13 protein-coding genes are annotated in these 16,617 nt (G+C 65.4%); 7 read left to right on the plus strand and 6 right to left on the minus strand.

The genetic code is table 11. From position 1 onward, the window contains the following. Nucleotides 1-23: 23 nt before the first annotated feature. From BLS34_RS13410 to BLS34_RS13430, 5 genes are all read right to left on the minus strand, one after another. The gene (locus BLS34_RS13410) at nt 24-419 is read right to left on the minus strand and encodes a response regulator (protein WP_093150995.1); all 396 of its coding nucleotides are present in this window, start codon (nt 417-419) and stop codon (nt 24-26) included. A gap of 64 nt (nt 420-483) precedes the next feature. After that, nucleotides 484-3,192, minus strand: a complete 2,709-nt coding sequence (locus tag BLS34_RS13415) for a hybrid sensor histidine kinase/response regulator (protein WP_093150996.1) — start codon at nt 3,190-3,192, stop codon at nt 484-486. 55 nt (nt 3,193-3,247) lie between these two features. Beyond that, complete coding sequence (locus BLS34_RS13420; RefSeq protein WP_051244538.1) at nt 3,248-3,769, minus strand: putative pterin-binding protein; 522 nt, start codon at nt 3,767-3,769, stop codon at nt 3,248-3,250. 65 nt (nt 3,770-3,834) lie between these two features. Beyond that, entirely contained in the window at nt 3,835-5,040 is a 1,206-nt protein-coding gene (locus tag BLS34_RS13425) for an MFS transporter (RefSeq protein ID WP_175474222.1), read from the minus strand. A gap of 454 nt (nt 5,041-5,494) precedes the next feature. Beyond that, on the minus strand, nt 5,495-5,782 hold the full coding sequence (locus BLS34_RS13430) for an amidohydrolase family protein (RefSeq protein ID WP_215906105.1): 288 nt from the start codon (nt 5,780-5,782) through the stop codon (nt 5,495-5,497). A 112-nt stretch (nt 5,783-5,894) separates the two neighbouring features. On the opposite strand from BLS34_RS13430, the gene BLS34_RS13435 reads away from it, so the two are divergent. From BLS34_RS13435 to BLS34_RS13465, 7 genes are all read left to right on the plus strand, one after another. After that, nucleotides 5,895-6,257, plus strand: a complete 363-nt coding sequence (locus BLS34_RS13435; protein ID WP_093151001.1) for a hypothetical protein — start codon at nt 5,895-5,897, stop codon at nt 6,255-6,257. A gap of 211 nt (nt 6,258-6,468) precedes the next feature. Then, nucleotides 6,469-7,440: a TRAP transporter substrate-binding protein gene (locus BLS34_RS13440; protein WP_093151004.1), complete on the plus strand. Its 972-nt coding sequence runs from the start codon at nt 6,469-6,471 to the stop codon at nt 7,438-7,440. Nucleotides 7,441-7,620: 180 nt separating this feature from the next. Then, a complete protein-coding gene (locus tag BLS34_RS13445) occupies nt 7,621-8,136 on the plus strand; it encodes a TRAP transporter small permease (RefSeq protein ID WP_245565591.1) in 516 nt (171 codons plus the stop codon). 68 nt (nt 8,137-8,204) lie between these two features. Beyond that, a complete protein-coding gene (locus tag BLS34_RS13450) occupies nt 8,205-9,512 on the plus strand; it encodes a TRAP transporter large permease (protein ID WP_028794178.1) in 1,308 nt (435 codons plus the stop codon). Between the two features lie 73 nt (nt 9,513-9,585). Beyond that, complete coding sequence (locus BLS34_RS13455; protein WP_093151006.1) at nt 9,586-11,661, plus strand: hydantoinase/oxoprolinase family protein; 2,076 nt, start codon at nt 9,586-9,588, stop codon at nt 11,659-11,661. Next, the gene (locus BLS34_RS13460) at nt 11,661-13,553 is read left to right on the plus strand and encodes a hydantoinase B/oxoprolinase family protein (RefSeq protein WP_215906106.1); all 1,893 of its coding nucleotides are present in this window, start codon (nt 11,661-11,663) and stop codon (nt 13,551-13,553) included. Before BLS34_RS13455 ends, BLS34_RS13460 begins: the two co-directional genes overlap by 1 nt. Before the next feature lie 165 nt (nt 13,554-13,718). Then, on the plus strand, nt 13,719-14,255 hold the full coding sequence (locus tag BLS34_RS13465; protein WP_028794180.1) for a superoxide dismutase family protein: 537 nt from the start codon (nt 13,719-13,721) through the stop codon (nt 14,253-14,255). A gap of 48 nt (nt 14,256-14,303) precedes the next feature. Here BLS34_RS13465 and BLS34_RS13470 read toward each other — a convergent pair whose 3' ends face one another. Then, nucleotides 14,304-16,268, minus strand: a complete 1,965-nt coding sequence (locus BLS34_RS13470) for a cache domain-containing protein (protein ID WP_093151011.1) — start codon at nt 16,266-16,268, stop codon at nt 14,304-14,306. Nucleotides 16,269-16,617 lie beyond the last annotated feature (349 nt).

The raw sequence follows: 16,617 nt of genomic DNA on the forward strand, positions 1-16,617 counted from the left end.
GGACCCTGGCCGCCGTCTGTGGTTTACGTTGCGGAAACGTTCACGGCGGTTCGGGCTTGATTCCGAAGCCGCGCCAAGGTCTCCAGGAGTTCGTCCGGCGTGAACGGCTTGCGCAAAATTGCATCGGCGCCGAGAAGTCGCGCCGCCTCCAGCACGTCCGCAACCTCTCCGATCGCCCCGGACATCATCACGAAGCTGGTGTCCGGGAGAGTCGACTGGACGCTGCGCAGGACCTCGAACCCCTCGCCGTCCGGCATCAGCATGTCGCAGACGACCATATCCGGTCGCCAGTCGAGCAGCATCGGAATGGCGTGGACCCCGTTGCTCGCGGTGCGGACGTCATAGTCGGCCCGCCCCAGAACGACAGCCAGGTTCTCGCGTAGATCAGGGTCATCCTCGACCAGACAGATTTTCGTCATTCTCCCGGTGCTCCGATAAGCGGCTTCAGGGCGTCACAGACAGTCATCTCGATGGTCACGGGCACTAGCCCGTCTTGCGTTCCAGTCCCGGTCGCTCAGGGGTATCGGTGCGATGTCCGAGGGCGGACATCACGGCGTTCAGCAGCTCATCGGGAAGGACCGGCTTTCCGACGATGGCGGTCACGCCGCAGGACATGATCTGCTCGTGTTCTTCGTTGGACACGAACCCGCTCAGCATCAGGATTGGGATGTCCGTTCGGATCTCGCGCAGGGAGAGCGCCAAATCCTCTCCCGTGATCTTCGGCATCTTCCGGTCGGTGACCACCAGATCCCAGGTCCCGGCATCCCGGCGGAAGGCGCGTATGGCCTCCTCGGGGTCGACGAAACCGTCCACCGTATAACCGAGACGCGTCAGGATCTCCTGGCTCACCGACAGCAAAATCCGGTCATCATCGACCAGCATCAGTCGCTCGGTTCCAGAGGAGGCGGGGGATACGACGGAGCGTTTCGCGACTGCGGCAACGCGCGTCTTCTCCAGGATCGGCAGATAGATGTCGAAACGGGTCCCGACGCCCTCGAGGCTTTCGACGACGATCGCCCCCTCGTGGTTGCGGATGATGCCCTGCACGGCGGCGAGGCCGAGGCCGGTGCCCTCGCCGATACGCTTGGTCGTGAAGAACGGTTCGAAGATCCGAGGGATCAACTCGGCTGGGATGCCGGGTCCCGTGTCGGTGATGCCGATGCGGGCATACTCTCCCGGTTTCAGGTCACTGACCTGTCCGCTGATCCCTCGGCCCATCGAAATCTGGTGGCCGCTCTGCATTTGGTTCAACGCGTCGGCCGACCCGTCGAGGAAGCAGCTCTCCATCGAGATGGTGATTGTACCGCTCGTATGCTCGCCGATCGCCTGGGCGGCGTTCTGGCAGATATTGACGAGCAGCTGATGGATCTGTGCCGCGTCGGCTTCGGCGATGCACGGCTGGAGCTGACCGATTTTCAGCGAGATATTCGCCGGCAACTGGAGGTCCAGAGATCCTAGACCGTCCTTGACGGCCTTCTGCAGATCCAGAGGATTGCGGTCGGAGCCGGCGTTTCTGCTGTAGGTCAAGATCTGGCGCACCAGATCGCGAGCCCGCGTGCTCGCTTCCATGATCTGGGTCAGACGGGGCTGTATGGGGGAATTCTTGGGCAGGTCGCTGATCATCAGCGAACAATTGCCCAGGATCCCGCCGACGATGTTGTTGAAATCGTGGGCAATTCCGCCGGCCAGGGTGCCGAGGGCCTGGGTGCGCTGGGACGCGTGGTACATCTCGGTCAATCGCGCGCGTTCGGCCTCGGCATCTGTGCGTTCCGTGATGTCCTCGTAGGTCTTCACGAAGCCGCCGGTGGGGAGGGCTGCGACAATGGCTTCCACGATCCGACCGTCGCCGATATGGCGAACCTGGCGCTGGCTGCCGGTGCGGGTGCGCAGCAGCTTCTGGATCGAGGAGATCTGGGCGTCGGCTATCTGGTCGGGTTTGCCCGGCCCCAGGTCCCCGCGGCCGGCGGCGTGCTTGATCAGTTCGCGATAGTCCAGGCTGCCGGTGACCAGGTCATCAGCATATTCGTTGATCTCGAGGAAGCGCTGATTGAACAGCATCAACCGCATGTCGCTGTCGAAGACCGCGATGCCATGTTTCATGTTGTCGAGAGTCGTGCGCAGCAACTCGGATTTCTCGCTGACCAGCCGCTCCCGCTCCTTCAACTCGGTGATGTCGGTATGCACGCCCACCAGCCGGCCGTCGCTGGTCCACCGCTCGCTGATATGCAGCCAGATGCCATTTGACAGTCGGCTCTCGAACTTCGTCGACTCGGTCGCCCTGCGCTTTTCGGTGACCGAGGCGACCCAGTCCTCCATTTCGTCGGCCGGTATCTTGACGCCGCCGTTGCGGACCGCGCTCCGCAGCAGATCCTGGAAACTCACGCCGATGGCGAGATCATCGGCCTGCATGGGATGCAGATCGACATATCGCTGATTGAACAGCTCCACCCGATCGTTCTGATCGAAGATGATGAAGCCTTCCGAAATGCTATTGATCGCCAGCTCGAGCTCGTTGCGCGCACGGATCGCCTGGGTGGCAGCCTGTTCCTTTTCCGTGACCGCGCGATTGGTCTTCAAGATCTGGCTGCACAGCAGCCAGAGAATGGTGAAGACGCCGATCAGAATCAGTGCGAAGAGGCCGATGAGCTTGTAGTACAGCGCATTGTGCAGGTCCCGGGCGCGGCTGACCTCGTCCGACTCATACAGCAGCCCGCGCCGGACCATGTCGTGAACGGGGGTCCGCAGATAGTCGAGTTTCTGTGCGATCCCCGCCAATTGCGGATCGGAAAGCTCTTCCAGCCCATAGATTAACGGCTCGAGCGCCTCAAGTTCGCCGATCATATTCTCGACCAGAGGGACAAGCCCTTCGATCGCCCGCAGATCGGCCGTCTGCCTTCCTTCGAGAAGCGGTATCAGGCGGCTCCAGAATATCTCGAACCGCTCGCGTGTTTCGCCCGCGGTATCCGAGCCGGGGGCAAGGGCATAGTCCTTCAGGGACTCGGTGAAGCGCAGGAACTCGATTTCAGATTGGGCCAGGAACCAGATGTTGATCCGGCTTTCCTTTTCGATCAGCTCCCGCTGCTGAATCAGCCCCTGAATCGAGAAGAAAACACCGGCGAGACAGGCGGTGAATGCCACGATTAATAGGCTGTGGCGAACTATGAACCATTTGAATTCGCGCATCGTGGCCATTGAGACTCACCCCATTTCGCTTTGATCGCTGGAAAGCCTGGAGCGGATCATGGATTTACTTGAAGTGGATCTCTTTTACCTGCCAAACCCACTTGGCCTGGGTCTGCTTGTTCTTCAGCTTAGGATTGTCATCCTCGGGATAGACGACCCAGAGCGGACCCTTTTCACGGATCTTCAGACGCTCTCCATCCATCTGATAGGCAAGGATCACCGGATAGTCGGTGAAGTCCTTCATCGGGATGTCGACCTTGTAATCGTTGAGCGCGATCACTTCGGCAGTCGAGCCTTCGGCGCCGACCGCGTCGACGAGGGTCTTCAGCAGGATCCCCTCGAATGTCTTGGTGCCCTGGGTCCAGGCCGTCGCCGTCTCGATCTTGGTGACGCCCAGCGCGTGCAGCATGTCGAAATCGAACTCTGCCTTGTCGCCGGCATTTTGGTTGGACACATTCCCGCTGAGGGTCAGCAGGACCTCTCCTTTCGGCTTGGCGAGCTCGGCGGCGCCCGACGGTCCGCTGAAAACGAGGACGGCCACACTCAGCGAGCAAAGGAAGCTCAGAAATCTAGCAGTGCCGGTCATTTTGGATCTCCTGGTCGAGGTTCTTGCACGGGGGTCCGTCCGTTCTTGCGAACGGGTAGACAGGGTCAGTCAGATTTCGGTTTCGGTTCGGGCGCGCGCAGATACAGCAAGGTTGCGCCCAGCATCAGCGCACCGAGGACGCCGAAGAACGCCGCATAGCCTGCCGTCGCCGTTCCGAACCACGCGTGGGCAACCTCGACGATGGCACCGCTGCCGATCTGCAGGATCGCGGTTCCACCCATGAGAACGCAGTTCAGCGTCGTCGTTCCGCGGCCGACGAGCTCCTTGGGGATGAGGGCGACGCCATGTCCCATCAGGACGACGCTGAACGCGCCGACCAGGCACACGAGGATCAGCATCGACACCGTCACGACGAGCGGGGAGTCGATGAAGGCGGCCAGCGCGAGCAGGATCAGTCCGGTCAGCGACGCGCTGGCGACGACGACACGCCTGAACCCTCCGGCCCGTCGCTGGATCGGTCCGAACGCCAGCGTCCCGACGACGAAGGCCACGGCCAACACCGACAGCAGCTTGCCGCTGTCCAGGTTGTCCAGGCCGTGAACCTCATGCAGGTAGGGCGCGCCCCAGAGTCCGAGGATCGTGATCACCGAGGAGTAGCCGAGCGCCACCATCGGCAGCACGTACAACAGTCCCGGGACCCGGAAGACCTGCGCCACCCCGCGGAACTTGGCGCCCAGGGATTCCCGGTTGCTGTCCGCGGCGTGCACCGGCGCGGGCGTGTCCCGCACCACGGCGTAGAACACGATTCCGATCACGGCGGTGAGTGCCGCCAGGACCAGGAATGTCGATCGCCAACCGATCCAGTCGGCCGACGCGGCCAGCGGCGACGTGGCGAGGAGGCTGCCCAGATTGGCGGTGGCGAACAGGATCGTCATGGCGCGGGTGAAGTCGCTGGGGCTGTGCCAGCGTGCCAGAATCACCAGCGAACCGACCATGCCGCCGGCAAGTCCGAGGCCGATCAGGAACCGCCCGGCGACCAGTGCCTCGACCGAATGGGCCATGGCGAACAGGGCCGAGCCGATGATCGAGAAAACCAACATGCTCGAGACGACCAGTCGCGCGCCGTATTTGTCGAACAGCACGCCGATCGGGATCTGGAGAGCCGCAAAGATCAGGAAGAACGCACCGGATGACAGACCGATCACGGCGGCGTCCAGATGCATCTCCGCCATGATCTGCGGGGCGATCACGCCGTTGGACGATCGGTAGAACTGACTGAGAACGGCGAGAACGATCATGGTCCAGAGCATGACCGTGACCCGCTTGACCCGAAGGCCAGACATCCCCGCGGAGTGGCGCGCCCAGGAGAGCACACTTCCGACCGTCCGTTCGACGCTTTCCTGCTGACTCATTTGTCTGATGCACCCTCTCCCCTGATTGCATCAACGTGGACGGCATGTATGAAAAATGAGTTAACTATCGTTAAATTTGATCGGCTTGTTGGAGAATGGGGGCGGCCCCGATCCGGGTTGAGGGTCGGCCGGCCGGTACGCCGCAACCGCCCACCCTTCCTGCACAGCAACCGACCAGCCGACAAGCTTGTCGATGCCGCTTTAGAAAAGGACGCCACTCCAGGCGACACGGGAGAACAGGAGAACCTGATCGCGGCTCACTTGACGCCAGCCTGGGCGGTGCCCGTGGTCTTGCCACTCCAGGTTTTCAGGGCGAGACCGGTCCCCAGAAACCCTCCCTTACGAATACCCTTCAATCCGTCCCACGAACGCTGACGTCAGACACGCCCTCCCAGCGCAGCTCCATATTGTAGAAGAGCCCGCCGCGGATCAGGTGGGTATGGCTGTCGTTGAGTCCGGGAATGACCCGCCTGTTGCCGAGATCGACAATTTTCGTCTCGGGCCCGGCCAGGGGCATCACGTCCCGTTCCATCCCGGCCGCCTGGATCACGCCACCGACGATCGCGACCGCCTCGGCCTCCGGATTGGAAGGATCCAGGGTCGTCACCCGACCGTTCGTTAGGATCGGATCAGGGGTCATCGGGGGCCTCTCGGGGGTGAGCATTGAGGGGGGCGAGGGGCCCGGCGCCGCGAAGCGGACGACGCGACGCCGGGGGAGCGCGTCAGCCGGCGGCGACCGGGGCCAGCGCCTTATGTTCGACGGCGGCGACCCGGCGCTGCATCCGGACCGCTACGCATGGCGCAACCCGATATGCGGCGCGCAGCTTCCCGAACTCATGGCGACCTTCCATCCGGGCTTTCTCGACGACGATCTGCTGAGGCGGATCGCGGCCAGCGCGGACAACTGGTGCGCCCCCGGGGTGTTGCGTGCCCAGGGTGAGCGGATTTTGGGCGAGCGGATCCTGGCCGACGGGGACGACCGGAGCGCCGCCGAGGCCGAAGCCTTGTTCCGCCGGTCGATGACCCTCGCGGGCGCGGTCCGAACACACGACCACGATCGCCGGCCGACCGCGGTCCTGCGTTCCCACAAACATGGCGGTGGACCAAGTCAGTGAAGGGAGGATCGGTTCCGCGACTGGCGGTCCCCACCTTGTGCCCGCACTCATATCCGTTAAATTGGCGCTCTAACCTGCCCAGGCCGGTGTTCCTCGTTCGACAGGTTCCAAGTTCATCCTTGGGCTGTTACGGCTACGACACGCGGCCGGCCAACGGCCGCGTTAGCCGATCACCGGTGAAACAAAAGAACACGCAAAGGAGAGGCCTATCATGCGCAAGCTGCTATCCACTGCGCTGACCGCCGCCATTCTCGGCATTTCAGCTCCCGCGGTCGCGGAGACCTGGGACATGCCGACGCCCTACCCGGACGGCAACTTCCAGACCAAGAACGTCTACTGGTTCGTCGACAGGGTTAAGGAACTGTCCGGCGGCGAGCTGGAGATCAACGTCCACAGCGCCGCGTCGCTCTTCAAGATGCCCGAGATCAAGCGCGCCGTCCGCTCCCAGCAGGCGCCGATCGGCGAGGTCCTGATGAGCGTTCACGGCAACGAGAACGCCCTGTGGGAGGTCGACGGCATCCCGTTCCTCGCCGCCGGCTACGACAACGCCTGGAATCTGTGGCAGGCCCAGAAGCCGCTGATCACGGAGCTGATGGCCGAAGAGGGGCTGATGCCTCTCTACACCGTCGCCTGGCCGGGCCAGGGCCTGTATGTGCAGGAGGAGCTCTCGGACCTCGGCGCGATGGAGGGCATGAAGTTCAGGGCCTACAACGCGGCAACGTCGCGGATGGCCGAACTCATGGGCGCGATCCCGACCACCGTCCAGTATGCCGAGGTGCCGCAGGCGTTCTCGACCGGCCTGGTCTCGGCGATGCTCACCTCCGGCGCGACCGGTGTCGACGTCAAGGCGTGGGACTTCCTGAACGTCTACTACGACACCAAGGCGATGCACCCGAAGAACATGGTGTTCGTGAACAAGCGGGCCTTCGACGCGCTGGACGAGAAGGTGCAGAAGGCGCTGCTGCAGGCCGCCGAGGAGGCCGAGAAGCGCGGCTGGGACGAGTCCCGCAAGGTCGCGGCCGATACGGTCAAGACCCTGGCCGATAACGGCATGAAGGTGCCGGAAGCCAGCGACGCCCTGGTGGAGGGTCTCAAGGGTGTCGGCGAGACCATGACCGGCGAATGGCTGGAGCGCGCCGGCGACGGCGGCAAGACGCTGATCGACGCCTATCGCGGCATGTGATCGGCCAACGCCGTCCAACAGGCACGTTGCCTGACGGGCCGCGATGCCCGGGCCGTCCCCCGTTCCGGCGGGGGGCGGCGCTCTGCCGGCGCGGTCCGATGGGGCCGCGCCTGCACGGGGCGCGGGTCGCCGGTCGGGCCCGGAACCTCAGGAAACCCTCCGCGGGACAGGAGTCCTACAATGCTGATACGCCGTGTGCTCGATGGGCTCTACCTGGCCAGTGCCGCGCTCGCGGCGATGCTGCTGGCGGGAATCGGGGTCCTGATCCTGGCGCAGATCGTCGGTCGGTTCTTCGGGATCGTCGTGCCGTCGGCCAACGAGATTTCAGGCTTCTTCCTCGCGACCTCGACCTTTCTGGCGCTGGCCTACAGCTTCAGGGGCGGGACCCATATCCGCGTCACGCTGGTCGTGTCGCATCTGCCGAAACACCTCCATAACGCGTCGGTCGTTCTGGCGCTGTCGGTTGCCACGATCCTCAGCGGGTACTTCACATACTACGCCTACGGTCTCGCCGCCGAGAGCTGGCGCTACGGCGACCTGTCGGATGGTCTGGTCGGCGTCCCGCTGTGGATTCCTCAGAGCAGCATGGCGTTCGGGCTGGTCATGATGACGATCGCCTGTTTCGACGAGCTGGTCCGGGTCCTGCGCGGGCGCGAGCCCAGTTTCAAGGAAAACACCGAATCCGTTCTGGATTGACGTCGGCGTCCGGTCCGACGTGACGCCACTCTTTCCGGTTACCGCCAAGCCCCGAGGATCTTCCAGTCGTGGACATCGCCACCGCCTCCATCATTCTCGCAATCGGCCTGCTCGTCCTGCTGGCGGCCGGTCTCTGGGTCGCGATCGCCCTGCTGATCGTCGGCCTCGCGGCCATGAGCATGTTCTCCAGCGCGCCGGCCGGCGCCATCATGGCGACGACGGTCTGGGGATCGATCTCGACCTGGACGCTGACCGCCCTGCCGCTGTTCGTCTGGATGGGCGAGATCCTGTTTCGAACTCGGCTGTCGGAGGACATGTTCGGCGGACTGGCGCCCTGGCTGACCCGGCTGCCCGGCCGGCTGATGCATGTGAACATTCTGGGATGCGCCGTGTTCGCCGCGGTGTCCGGCTCCTCCGCCGCCACCGCGATGACGATCGGCAAGATGTCGGTCCCGGAACTGAGTCAGCGCGGCTATGACGAGAAGCAGATCATCGGCTCGCTCGCCGGCTCTGCCACCCTGGGGCTGCTGATCCCGCCCTCCATCATTCTGATCGTCTACGGTGTGGCCGCCGAGGAGTCGATCATCCGGTTGTTCATCGCCGGCATCATCCCCGGCATCCTGCTTGCCGGAATGTTCATGAGCTACGTCGCCGTCTGGTCGCTGATGAACCCGGCGAAGGTCCCGGTGATGACCGAGCAGTACACCCTGTGGCAGCGGATCGCCGCCTCGCGTCGGCTGCTTCCGGTCATCCTGCTGATCGGGTTCGTGATCGGGTCGATCTACGCCGGACTGGCGACCGCGACCGAGGCGGCGTGCCTCGGCGTCGTCGGCGCGCTCGCCCTTTCGGCGCTGTCCCGGACCCTGACGTGGTCGACCTTCGTCGACAGCCTGATCGGCGCGACCAAGACCAGCTGCATGATCTGCTTCATCCTGGCCGGGGCCGCCTTCCTGTCGACGGCCATGGGCTTCACCGGCATCCCGCGCGGGCTGGCCGAGTGGATCCGCGACATGCAGCTGTCGCCCTATGCGCTGCTCGCCGCGCTGACGGTGTTCTTCATCGTTCTCGGCTGCTTCCTCGACGGTATCTCCGTGGTGGTCCTGACCGTCGCGGTGATCCTGCCGATGATCGAGGCGGCGGGCATCGACAAGCTGTGGTTCGGCATCTACGTCGTCCTCGTGGTCGAGATGTCCCAGATCACCCCGCCCGTGGGTTTCAACCTCTTCGTGATCCAGGGACTCACGGGGAGGAACATCCTCTATGTCGCGAAGGCGGCGCTGCCGTTCTTCCTTCTGATGTGCGCGGCGGTGGTGCTGCTCATCGTGTTTCCCGAAGTGGTGACCTGGCTGCCTGAAGTGGCCACGTCCCGGAACTGAACCTTTCCGCCTGGAGGGCGGCCGGTGGCGATCGCCGAGCCGGCCCGATGCTGAGATAAACGGGAGAGAACGCATGGTCTCGCTCAAGGCGCCGTGGCGCGTTGGAGTTGACGTCGGAGGCACGTTCACCGACATGGTGATCGCCGATGCCGACGGCCGCCTCCACGTCTTCAAGGTCCCGTCGGTGCCGGAAGACCCGGCGCGGGGCGTGATGAACGCGGTCGGCAAGGCGGCGCAGGATCTGGGCGTCGACCAGCGGATCTTTCTGGAGAACTGCGCGTTCTTCGCCCACGGCTCGACCGTCGCCACCAACACCCTGTTGGAACGCAAGGGAGCCAAGGTCGGTCTCGTGACGACCGAGGGCTTTCGCGACAGCCTGGAGATCCGGCGCGGCATCCGCGCCAATCCATGGGACCACCGCACGCCGTATCCGGAGGTTCTGGTCCCCCGCTACCTCCGCCGTCCGGTGGCGGGCCGGCTGGACACCCACGGGCGGGAACTGGCGCCGGTCGATCTCGACCAGGCCCGCGAGATCGGCGCGCGGTTCCGCGCCGAGGGCGTCGAGGCCGTCGCGATCTGTCTGCTGAACGCCTTCGCCAATCCGGAGCACGAGCGTCTGGTGGCCGACGCGGTGGCCGGGTCCTGGGGCGGAGACTGGATCGCGCTGTCGAGCGCCATCGTCCCGATCATCGGCGAGTACGAGCGGACCTCGACCACCGTGGTCAACGCCTACGTGGCGCCCCGGGTCGTCGGTTATCTCCAGGCGCTGGAGCGGGAGCTGATCGACGGCGGGCTGCCGCACCGGCTGTTCATGCTGCAGTCGAACGGCGGTGCTGTGTCCGTCCGGCAGATCGCGGAACGGCCGGTCAACCTGATCCTCTCCGGGCCGGCCGCGGGCGTGGGCTCGATGCGCCATTTCGCCCGGGCCGCCGGCCACGACAACCTGATCTCGATGGAGATCGGCGGGACGAGCTGCGACGTGATGCTGATGGCGGAGGGACGCATCGCCATCACGGACGAGCTGTCGGTCGCCGACTACGACCTGATGATCCCGTCGGTCGACATCCACACGGTGGGTGCCGGCGGCGGGACGATCGCCGGCGTGGACGCCGCCGGGATGCTGTTCGCGGGGCCGCGCGGCGCCGGTGCGCGTCCGGGCCCGGCCTGTTACGGCTTCGGTGGGACGGAGCCGACGGTGACCGATGCCAATCTGGTGCTCGGCCGCCTGAAACCGGGTGCCTATGCCGGCGGCTCGGTCACCCTCGACCGTGAGCTGGCCTCCGAGGCGGTGCGCAGTCGGGTCGCGGACCCTCTGGGCCTGAGCGAGACCGAGGCCGCCGCCGGTATTCTGCGACTGGTCGAGCAGAATCTGCTCCAGGCGGTGGAGCGGATCTCGATCCAGCGCGGCCAGAATCCCGCCCGCTTCATGCTGGTCGCCTGCGGCGGTGCCGGGCCGATGCATGGCGCGGCCGTGGCGCGGCGTCTGGGGTGCCGGGCGGTGTATGTTCCCCGTCAGGCGGGCGCGTTCTGCGCCCTGGGCATGCTGCATTCCGATGTGCGTCAGGATTTTATGGACGTGCATTTCCAGGATCTGGACACGCTCGCCGACGCGCCGGTGGAGGACCGGTTCGCCGCCCTGGAACGGGACGCCTCGGAGATGCTGACCCGGGAAGGGTTCGACCCGGCCGACACCGCGACCGAGCGCGAGGTCGACCTGCGCTACGACGGTCAGCAATGGGATCTGCGGATACCGATCGCGGCGGGGGCGGGGGCCGGCGACATCCGGGGCGCCTTCGAGCGCGAATACGACCGCCGCTTCGGTCACACGGTGCCGGGCGGGCGGATTCTGATCACCGCCCTGCGGGTGGTGGGCAAAGGACTGATGCCGCCGCTCGACGAGGCCGCCATGCCGGCGGCGACGGACGGTGTCCGGGCGATCGATCATCGCGAGGCCTATGTCGACGACAGGCACGGGGCGATGCGCTGCGCGGTCTATCACGGCGCCGATTTGCGGCCGGGCCATACGCTGCAGGGGCCGCTGCTGATCGAGGAGGCGACGACGACGATCTTCGCCGGCCCGCGCGACCGGGTCGAGGTCGATCCGGCTGGCAACTATCTGATCCACCTGGACCGGGAGGGAGACGCGTGATGGCGCAGGGACAAGATAAGACGCCGGAACAGCACCAAGCGCAGGGACAGGACATGGCGCAGGGACAGGACGGCCCGACCAAGGCGGCGAAGGCGAACGACCCGGTCCTGCTCGCCCTGACCCAGAACCGGCTGGACCACATCTCCCAGCAGATGGGGCATGTGATGGTGCGGACGGCCCGCAGCCCGATCTTCAGCCAGGCGCACGATTTCTCCTGCTTCATCGCCGGGCCCGACGGACGGGTGACCGCCCAGGCCGACGGCATCCCGATTCACACCGGCGGCGGCGGGTTCGCCGTGCGCGCCGTGCTGCGCGATCACGGCGGATCGATCGCCGACGGCGATGTCTTCCTGCTGAACGATCCCTGGCAGGCCGGCGGCAACCATCTGCCCGACTGGGTGATCGCCCGCCCGGTCTTCGTCGGCGGCCGGCTCGTCTCCTTCGTCTGCAACCGGGCGCACCAGTCGGATATCGGCGGCGGCGCGGCGGGGACCTACAATCCGGAGGCGACCGAGGTCTGGCAGGAGGGGGTGCGGCTGCCGGTGCTGAAGCTGGTCGAGGCCGGCACGGTCCGGCAGGATCTCTGGAAGCTCCTGATGCTGAACACCCGGACGCCCGACCTGCTGGAGGGCGATCTCGGCGCGATGCTCGGCTCGACCCGGATCGGCGCCGAGCAGGTGGCGGCCCTGGTCGAGGAGGTCGGCGTCGACACGGCCATGGACTATTTCGACGGGATCCTGGCCCATGCGGCCAGCCGGATGAGCGCGGCGATCGCGGAGCTTCCGGACGGCGTCTACCGGGGCGAGGACCGGTCCGACAACGACTGTTTCGAGCTGCGCGACGTCTGGGTGCGCGTGTCTCTCACGATCGGCGGCGGGCGGGCGAAGGTCGATTTCACCGGCACCGATCCGCAGATCCGCGGCTTCAAGAACTCGACGCTGGCGAACACCCATTCGGCCGTCTTCACCGCCTTCGCCTCGTTCTTCGATCCGGCGATCCCGCGCAACGAAGGTACGTTCTCCAGCCTCGAGATCGTCGCCCCCGAGGGCACCATCGTGAACGCGACCGAGGGGGCTGCGACCACGATGAACACGGTCTTCGTGGCCCACGAGATCATCCACGCGGTCTGGCGGGCGCTGAATCAGGCCGCACCCGACCGGGCCTGTGCCGGCTGGGCCAAGAACGTCTTCGGCGTGACGTCGGGCCGCGAGATCGGCGCCGACGGATCCACGGGCAAGCCCTATGTGTTCTATCACGGCCTTGCCGCCGCCGGGGCCGGTGCGGTCGAGGGGCGCGACGGCTTCAACCAGATCGGCCATCTGTGCACGCTCGGGGGACTCACGATCTCCAACGTGGAAACCTACGAGCGGCTCTACCCCGTGCGGTTCGTGCGCCAGGATCTGCGCTGCGACGGCGGCGGCGCCGGGCGCTGGCGGGGCGGCACCGGTGCCGACTACGAGGTCGAGGTGATGACCCCGGCCCTGTACTCGTTCCGTGGCGAGGGGCTGCGCTATCAGACCGGCTTCGGGGTCGCCGGCGGCGACTGGGGGGCCGCGGGCGAGATGCATGTGCAGGAGACCGGGAGCGCGCCGGAGCTGGCGCCGAAATTCGGCCTGAGGCGCCTGGACGCCGGCCGCTTGAGCGCCAGTTCGCCCGGCGGCGGCGGATGGGGGCGGCCGGAGGACAGGCCGGTGGCGGAGGTCTGGCGCGACTGGCGTGACGGGCTGATCTCGACCGAGGCGGCGCGGGACGCATACGCGGTGGTGTTCTCCGGCGACCCGGACGATCCCAGTTCCAGCCTCGACACCGTCGATGCCGAAGCGACACGGGCTCTGCGCGATAAGCGGCGCCAGACCAGTCCGTCGGCTCAAGGTGACGTCGGGCCATTCTAGCCGGAACCGTGCGGCGTCCAGTCTGTTACGTCGTTACAGAGCGGCCGGCCGCCGGGCTTGATAGGAGCGGGCTTGAGAGGAGGAGGTGTGGTGACCACGCCTCACCCGCTTCAGGACAGCGTCGGCGACGGCACCCGGGGGGCGGTCCGACGAAAGGTGAGTACGATGATCAGAACCTTCTCCACCCTGCTATGTACCGCGGCCATCGCGGCCACGGTCGCCTCCCCCCTGGCGGCGGAACGGCCGACGGCCACGGCGGCGCTCATGGACGCCGACGGCAAACAGGCCGGCACCGTCGAATTCCAGGCAACGCCGTCCGGCATGATGTGGATTGCGGCCAGTGCGGAGGGACTGCCGGAGGGCAAGCACGGCTTCCACATCCATGAAACTGGAAAATGCGATGCAGCGGACGGGTTCAAATCGGCCGGCGGCCATTTGGCCGGCGACGCCGAGCACGGCGTGCTGAACGAGGGAGGCCCCCATCCGGGCGACCTGCCCAACGTCACCGTTGCAGAAAACGGGTCGCTGAACGCCGAGTTCTTTGTCAGTCGGCTGTCGGTCGAAGGCGGATGGTTCGAGGAGGCGGGCCTGTTCGACGAGGATGGCTCTGCGGTAGTCGTCCACTCGGGAGCGGATGACTACACGTCGCAGCCTTCCGGCGATGCCGGGAACCGGATCCTCTGTGGCGTGATCGAGAGATAGGTTCCCGCCTGGCTCTCGGGTTCAGCATCTCCGGCTCACCCCCTGGGATCAGACGGCAATCCGGGCCGCCGCGGTCTCGACGGCACGTTGATTGGCGGCGTCGAGGGAGAATCTCAGGCGGGTCGAGTCCCCGGTTTCCACGATTTGCGCCGCAAGGCGCTGTCCCTCGACGACGAGCGTGACGCTGTCACCGACGCGACCGGTGACGCGGCCGGCGAACAGCGCACCACCAAGGCCGATATCGACCAGCCGACCCGTCGTCGGACCGGCGGCGGTTTCGACGGTGGCTGCGAGATCGCATTTCTTGCGGTCGAAGTTCCGTCGTTCTCCGGCCCGGGTGATCTCGGCCAGGAAGCTCTTGATCTCCGAGCGTAGGGTGGCGGTCTGGTCGGCTAGGCGGGAGGCTGTGTTCGCGACGCTTTCAGAGGCACCGCGGGAGTCGGCGGCCGCCGTGCGCACCGAGGCGATGCTCTCAGCGACCATGGTGGTGCCGCCCGCGACTTCCTCCACCGACCGCACGATCTCCTGGGTAGCGGCGTTCTGCTGATCCATCGCGGCGGCGACGGACGTGCTGATCGACCCGATCCGCTCGATAACCTCCGCGATCTCGGCGATCGCCGAGGTCGCTTCGCCGGATACCTCCTGCATCTCCTGAATCTGCCGCGTGATGTCCGAGGTGGCTGTGGCGGTCTGGGTGGCGAGCCCCTTCACTTCGCCGGCGACCACGGCGAAACCCTTGCCGGCGTCGCCGGCCCGGGCTGCCTCGATGGTCGCGTTCAGGGCCAGCAGATTGGTCTGGGCGGCGATCGAACTGATCAGTTCGACCACCTCGGTGATCTGACTGGTCGCGGTCTGCAGTCGGCTGACCGTATCGACGATGTCCTTGGCCTGGACCTGGGCCTCGCCGGCGACCGAATTGGCGGCGCCGACCTGGCGGGTGACCTCGGCGATGGACGCCGCCATTTCCTGGGCGGCCGAAGAGACGGTCTGCACGTTGACGCTGGCCTGCTCGGCGGCGGCACTGACGGTGACGGCCTGGTCGGTGGTGGTCGAGGCGCTGTGGTTCACCGTTTCGGCGGTGGTGGACATTTCATTCGAGGCTTCGGTGAGACTTTCGAGGACGCCGGCCATGGTGGCGGAGAAGTCCTGCACCAGCCGCTCGCTGGCCTCGCGGCGCCGTTCCTTCTCCAACTGTTCGGCGGCCTGCTGGCGGGCGAGTTCCTGACGCTCGCGCAGCTTGGCCTTGAAACTGGTAATGGCGCGCGACAGGTCGCCGATCTCGTCTTTGCGCTGGCCGTCGCCGTCCTCCACGCTCAGATCCTCCTCGGCGAGGCGCTGGACCGCGGCCACCGAGGCTGTCAGCGGGCGGGCGACGTTTCGCGCGAACAGCCAGGTGAAGCCCAGCATGGCGGCGGTGACGGCAAGCACCGACAGGCCGACCTGAAGCGCGATCGAGCGGAACTCGGCCTGGACGTCGTCCAGGTACAGGCCGCTGCCGACGACCCAGCCCCATCCCGGCAGCAGCTTGACGAACGATGTCTTCTCGACCGGCTGCTCGAAACCCGGCTTCGGCCACAGGTAGTTGACGAACCCGGAACCGCCCGTCTGGACCGCCTTGACGAACTCGCGGAAGACATACGTGCCCGCCGGGTCCTTCAGGTCGGACACATCCTGGCCGTCGAGCGCCGGCTTGATCGGATGCATCACGACAACGTGGTTCATGTCGTTGATCCAGACATAGTCGCCGTCGGCGTAGCGCAGTGCTCGTATCGCATCCAGCGCCGCCGACTTGGCCGCGTCCACCGGCATCTCACCGGCCTTGGCGCGGGCCTCGTATCCGGCGGCGATCGTGTAGGCCGACTCGACAACGGCCGTGATCTGCCGCCGCTTGCCGTCGGTCAGCATGTCTTTCTGGGAGAACAGAGTCCACGCACCCCAGATCAGGTTCAGAATGGTGACGGCCGCAACGAAAGCCACCATCTTTTGAGTGAGAGGCAGGTTCTTGAAGTTCATGGCGTGATCCTAGGTGTGCGTGCGCAAAGAAGCCGAGGTTGTTTGTCAGTTCTTGGTCGGTAGTTCTTGCATGTTAATCACGAGTATTTAAATTCATGCATAATCAATTAAAAATCCGTTTAGGTGGAAATCTAATCAAAATTTTAGTGTAATAGTGTATTTGATTATTCGAGTTCGAATTTTCGGAAGTGCGTTGTCATGAATTCGTATTGGGGGTGTTTGGTCAACGTGGTCTCTGAGGGGTAGTGCGGGCGCGTGTATTTAAAAGAGACCTACGCGATTGACGGACGTTGAAATAGCATGAGTGCGATTAAAAGATCGTAAAGAACGCCGAGACGATGACGACGGC

The sequence above is a fragment of the Thalassobaculum litoreum DSM 18839 genome, assembly GCF_900102465.1.
GTDB classification, from domain to species: Bacteria; Pseudomonadota; Alphaproteobacteria; order Thalassobaculales; family Thalassobaculaceae; genus Thalassobaculum; species Thalassobaculum litoreum.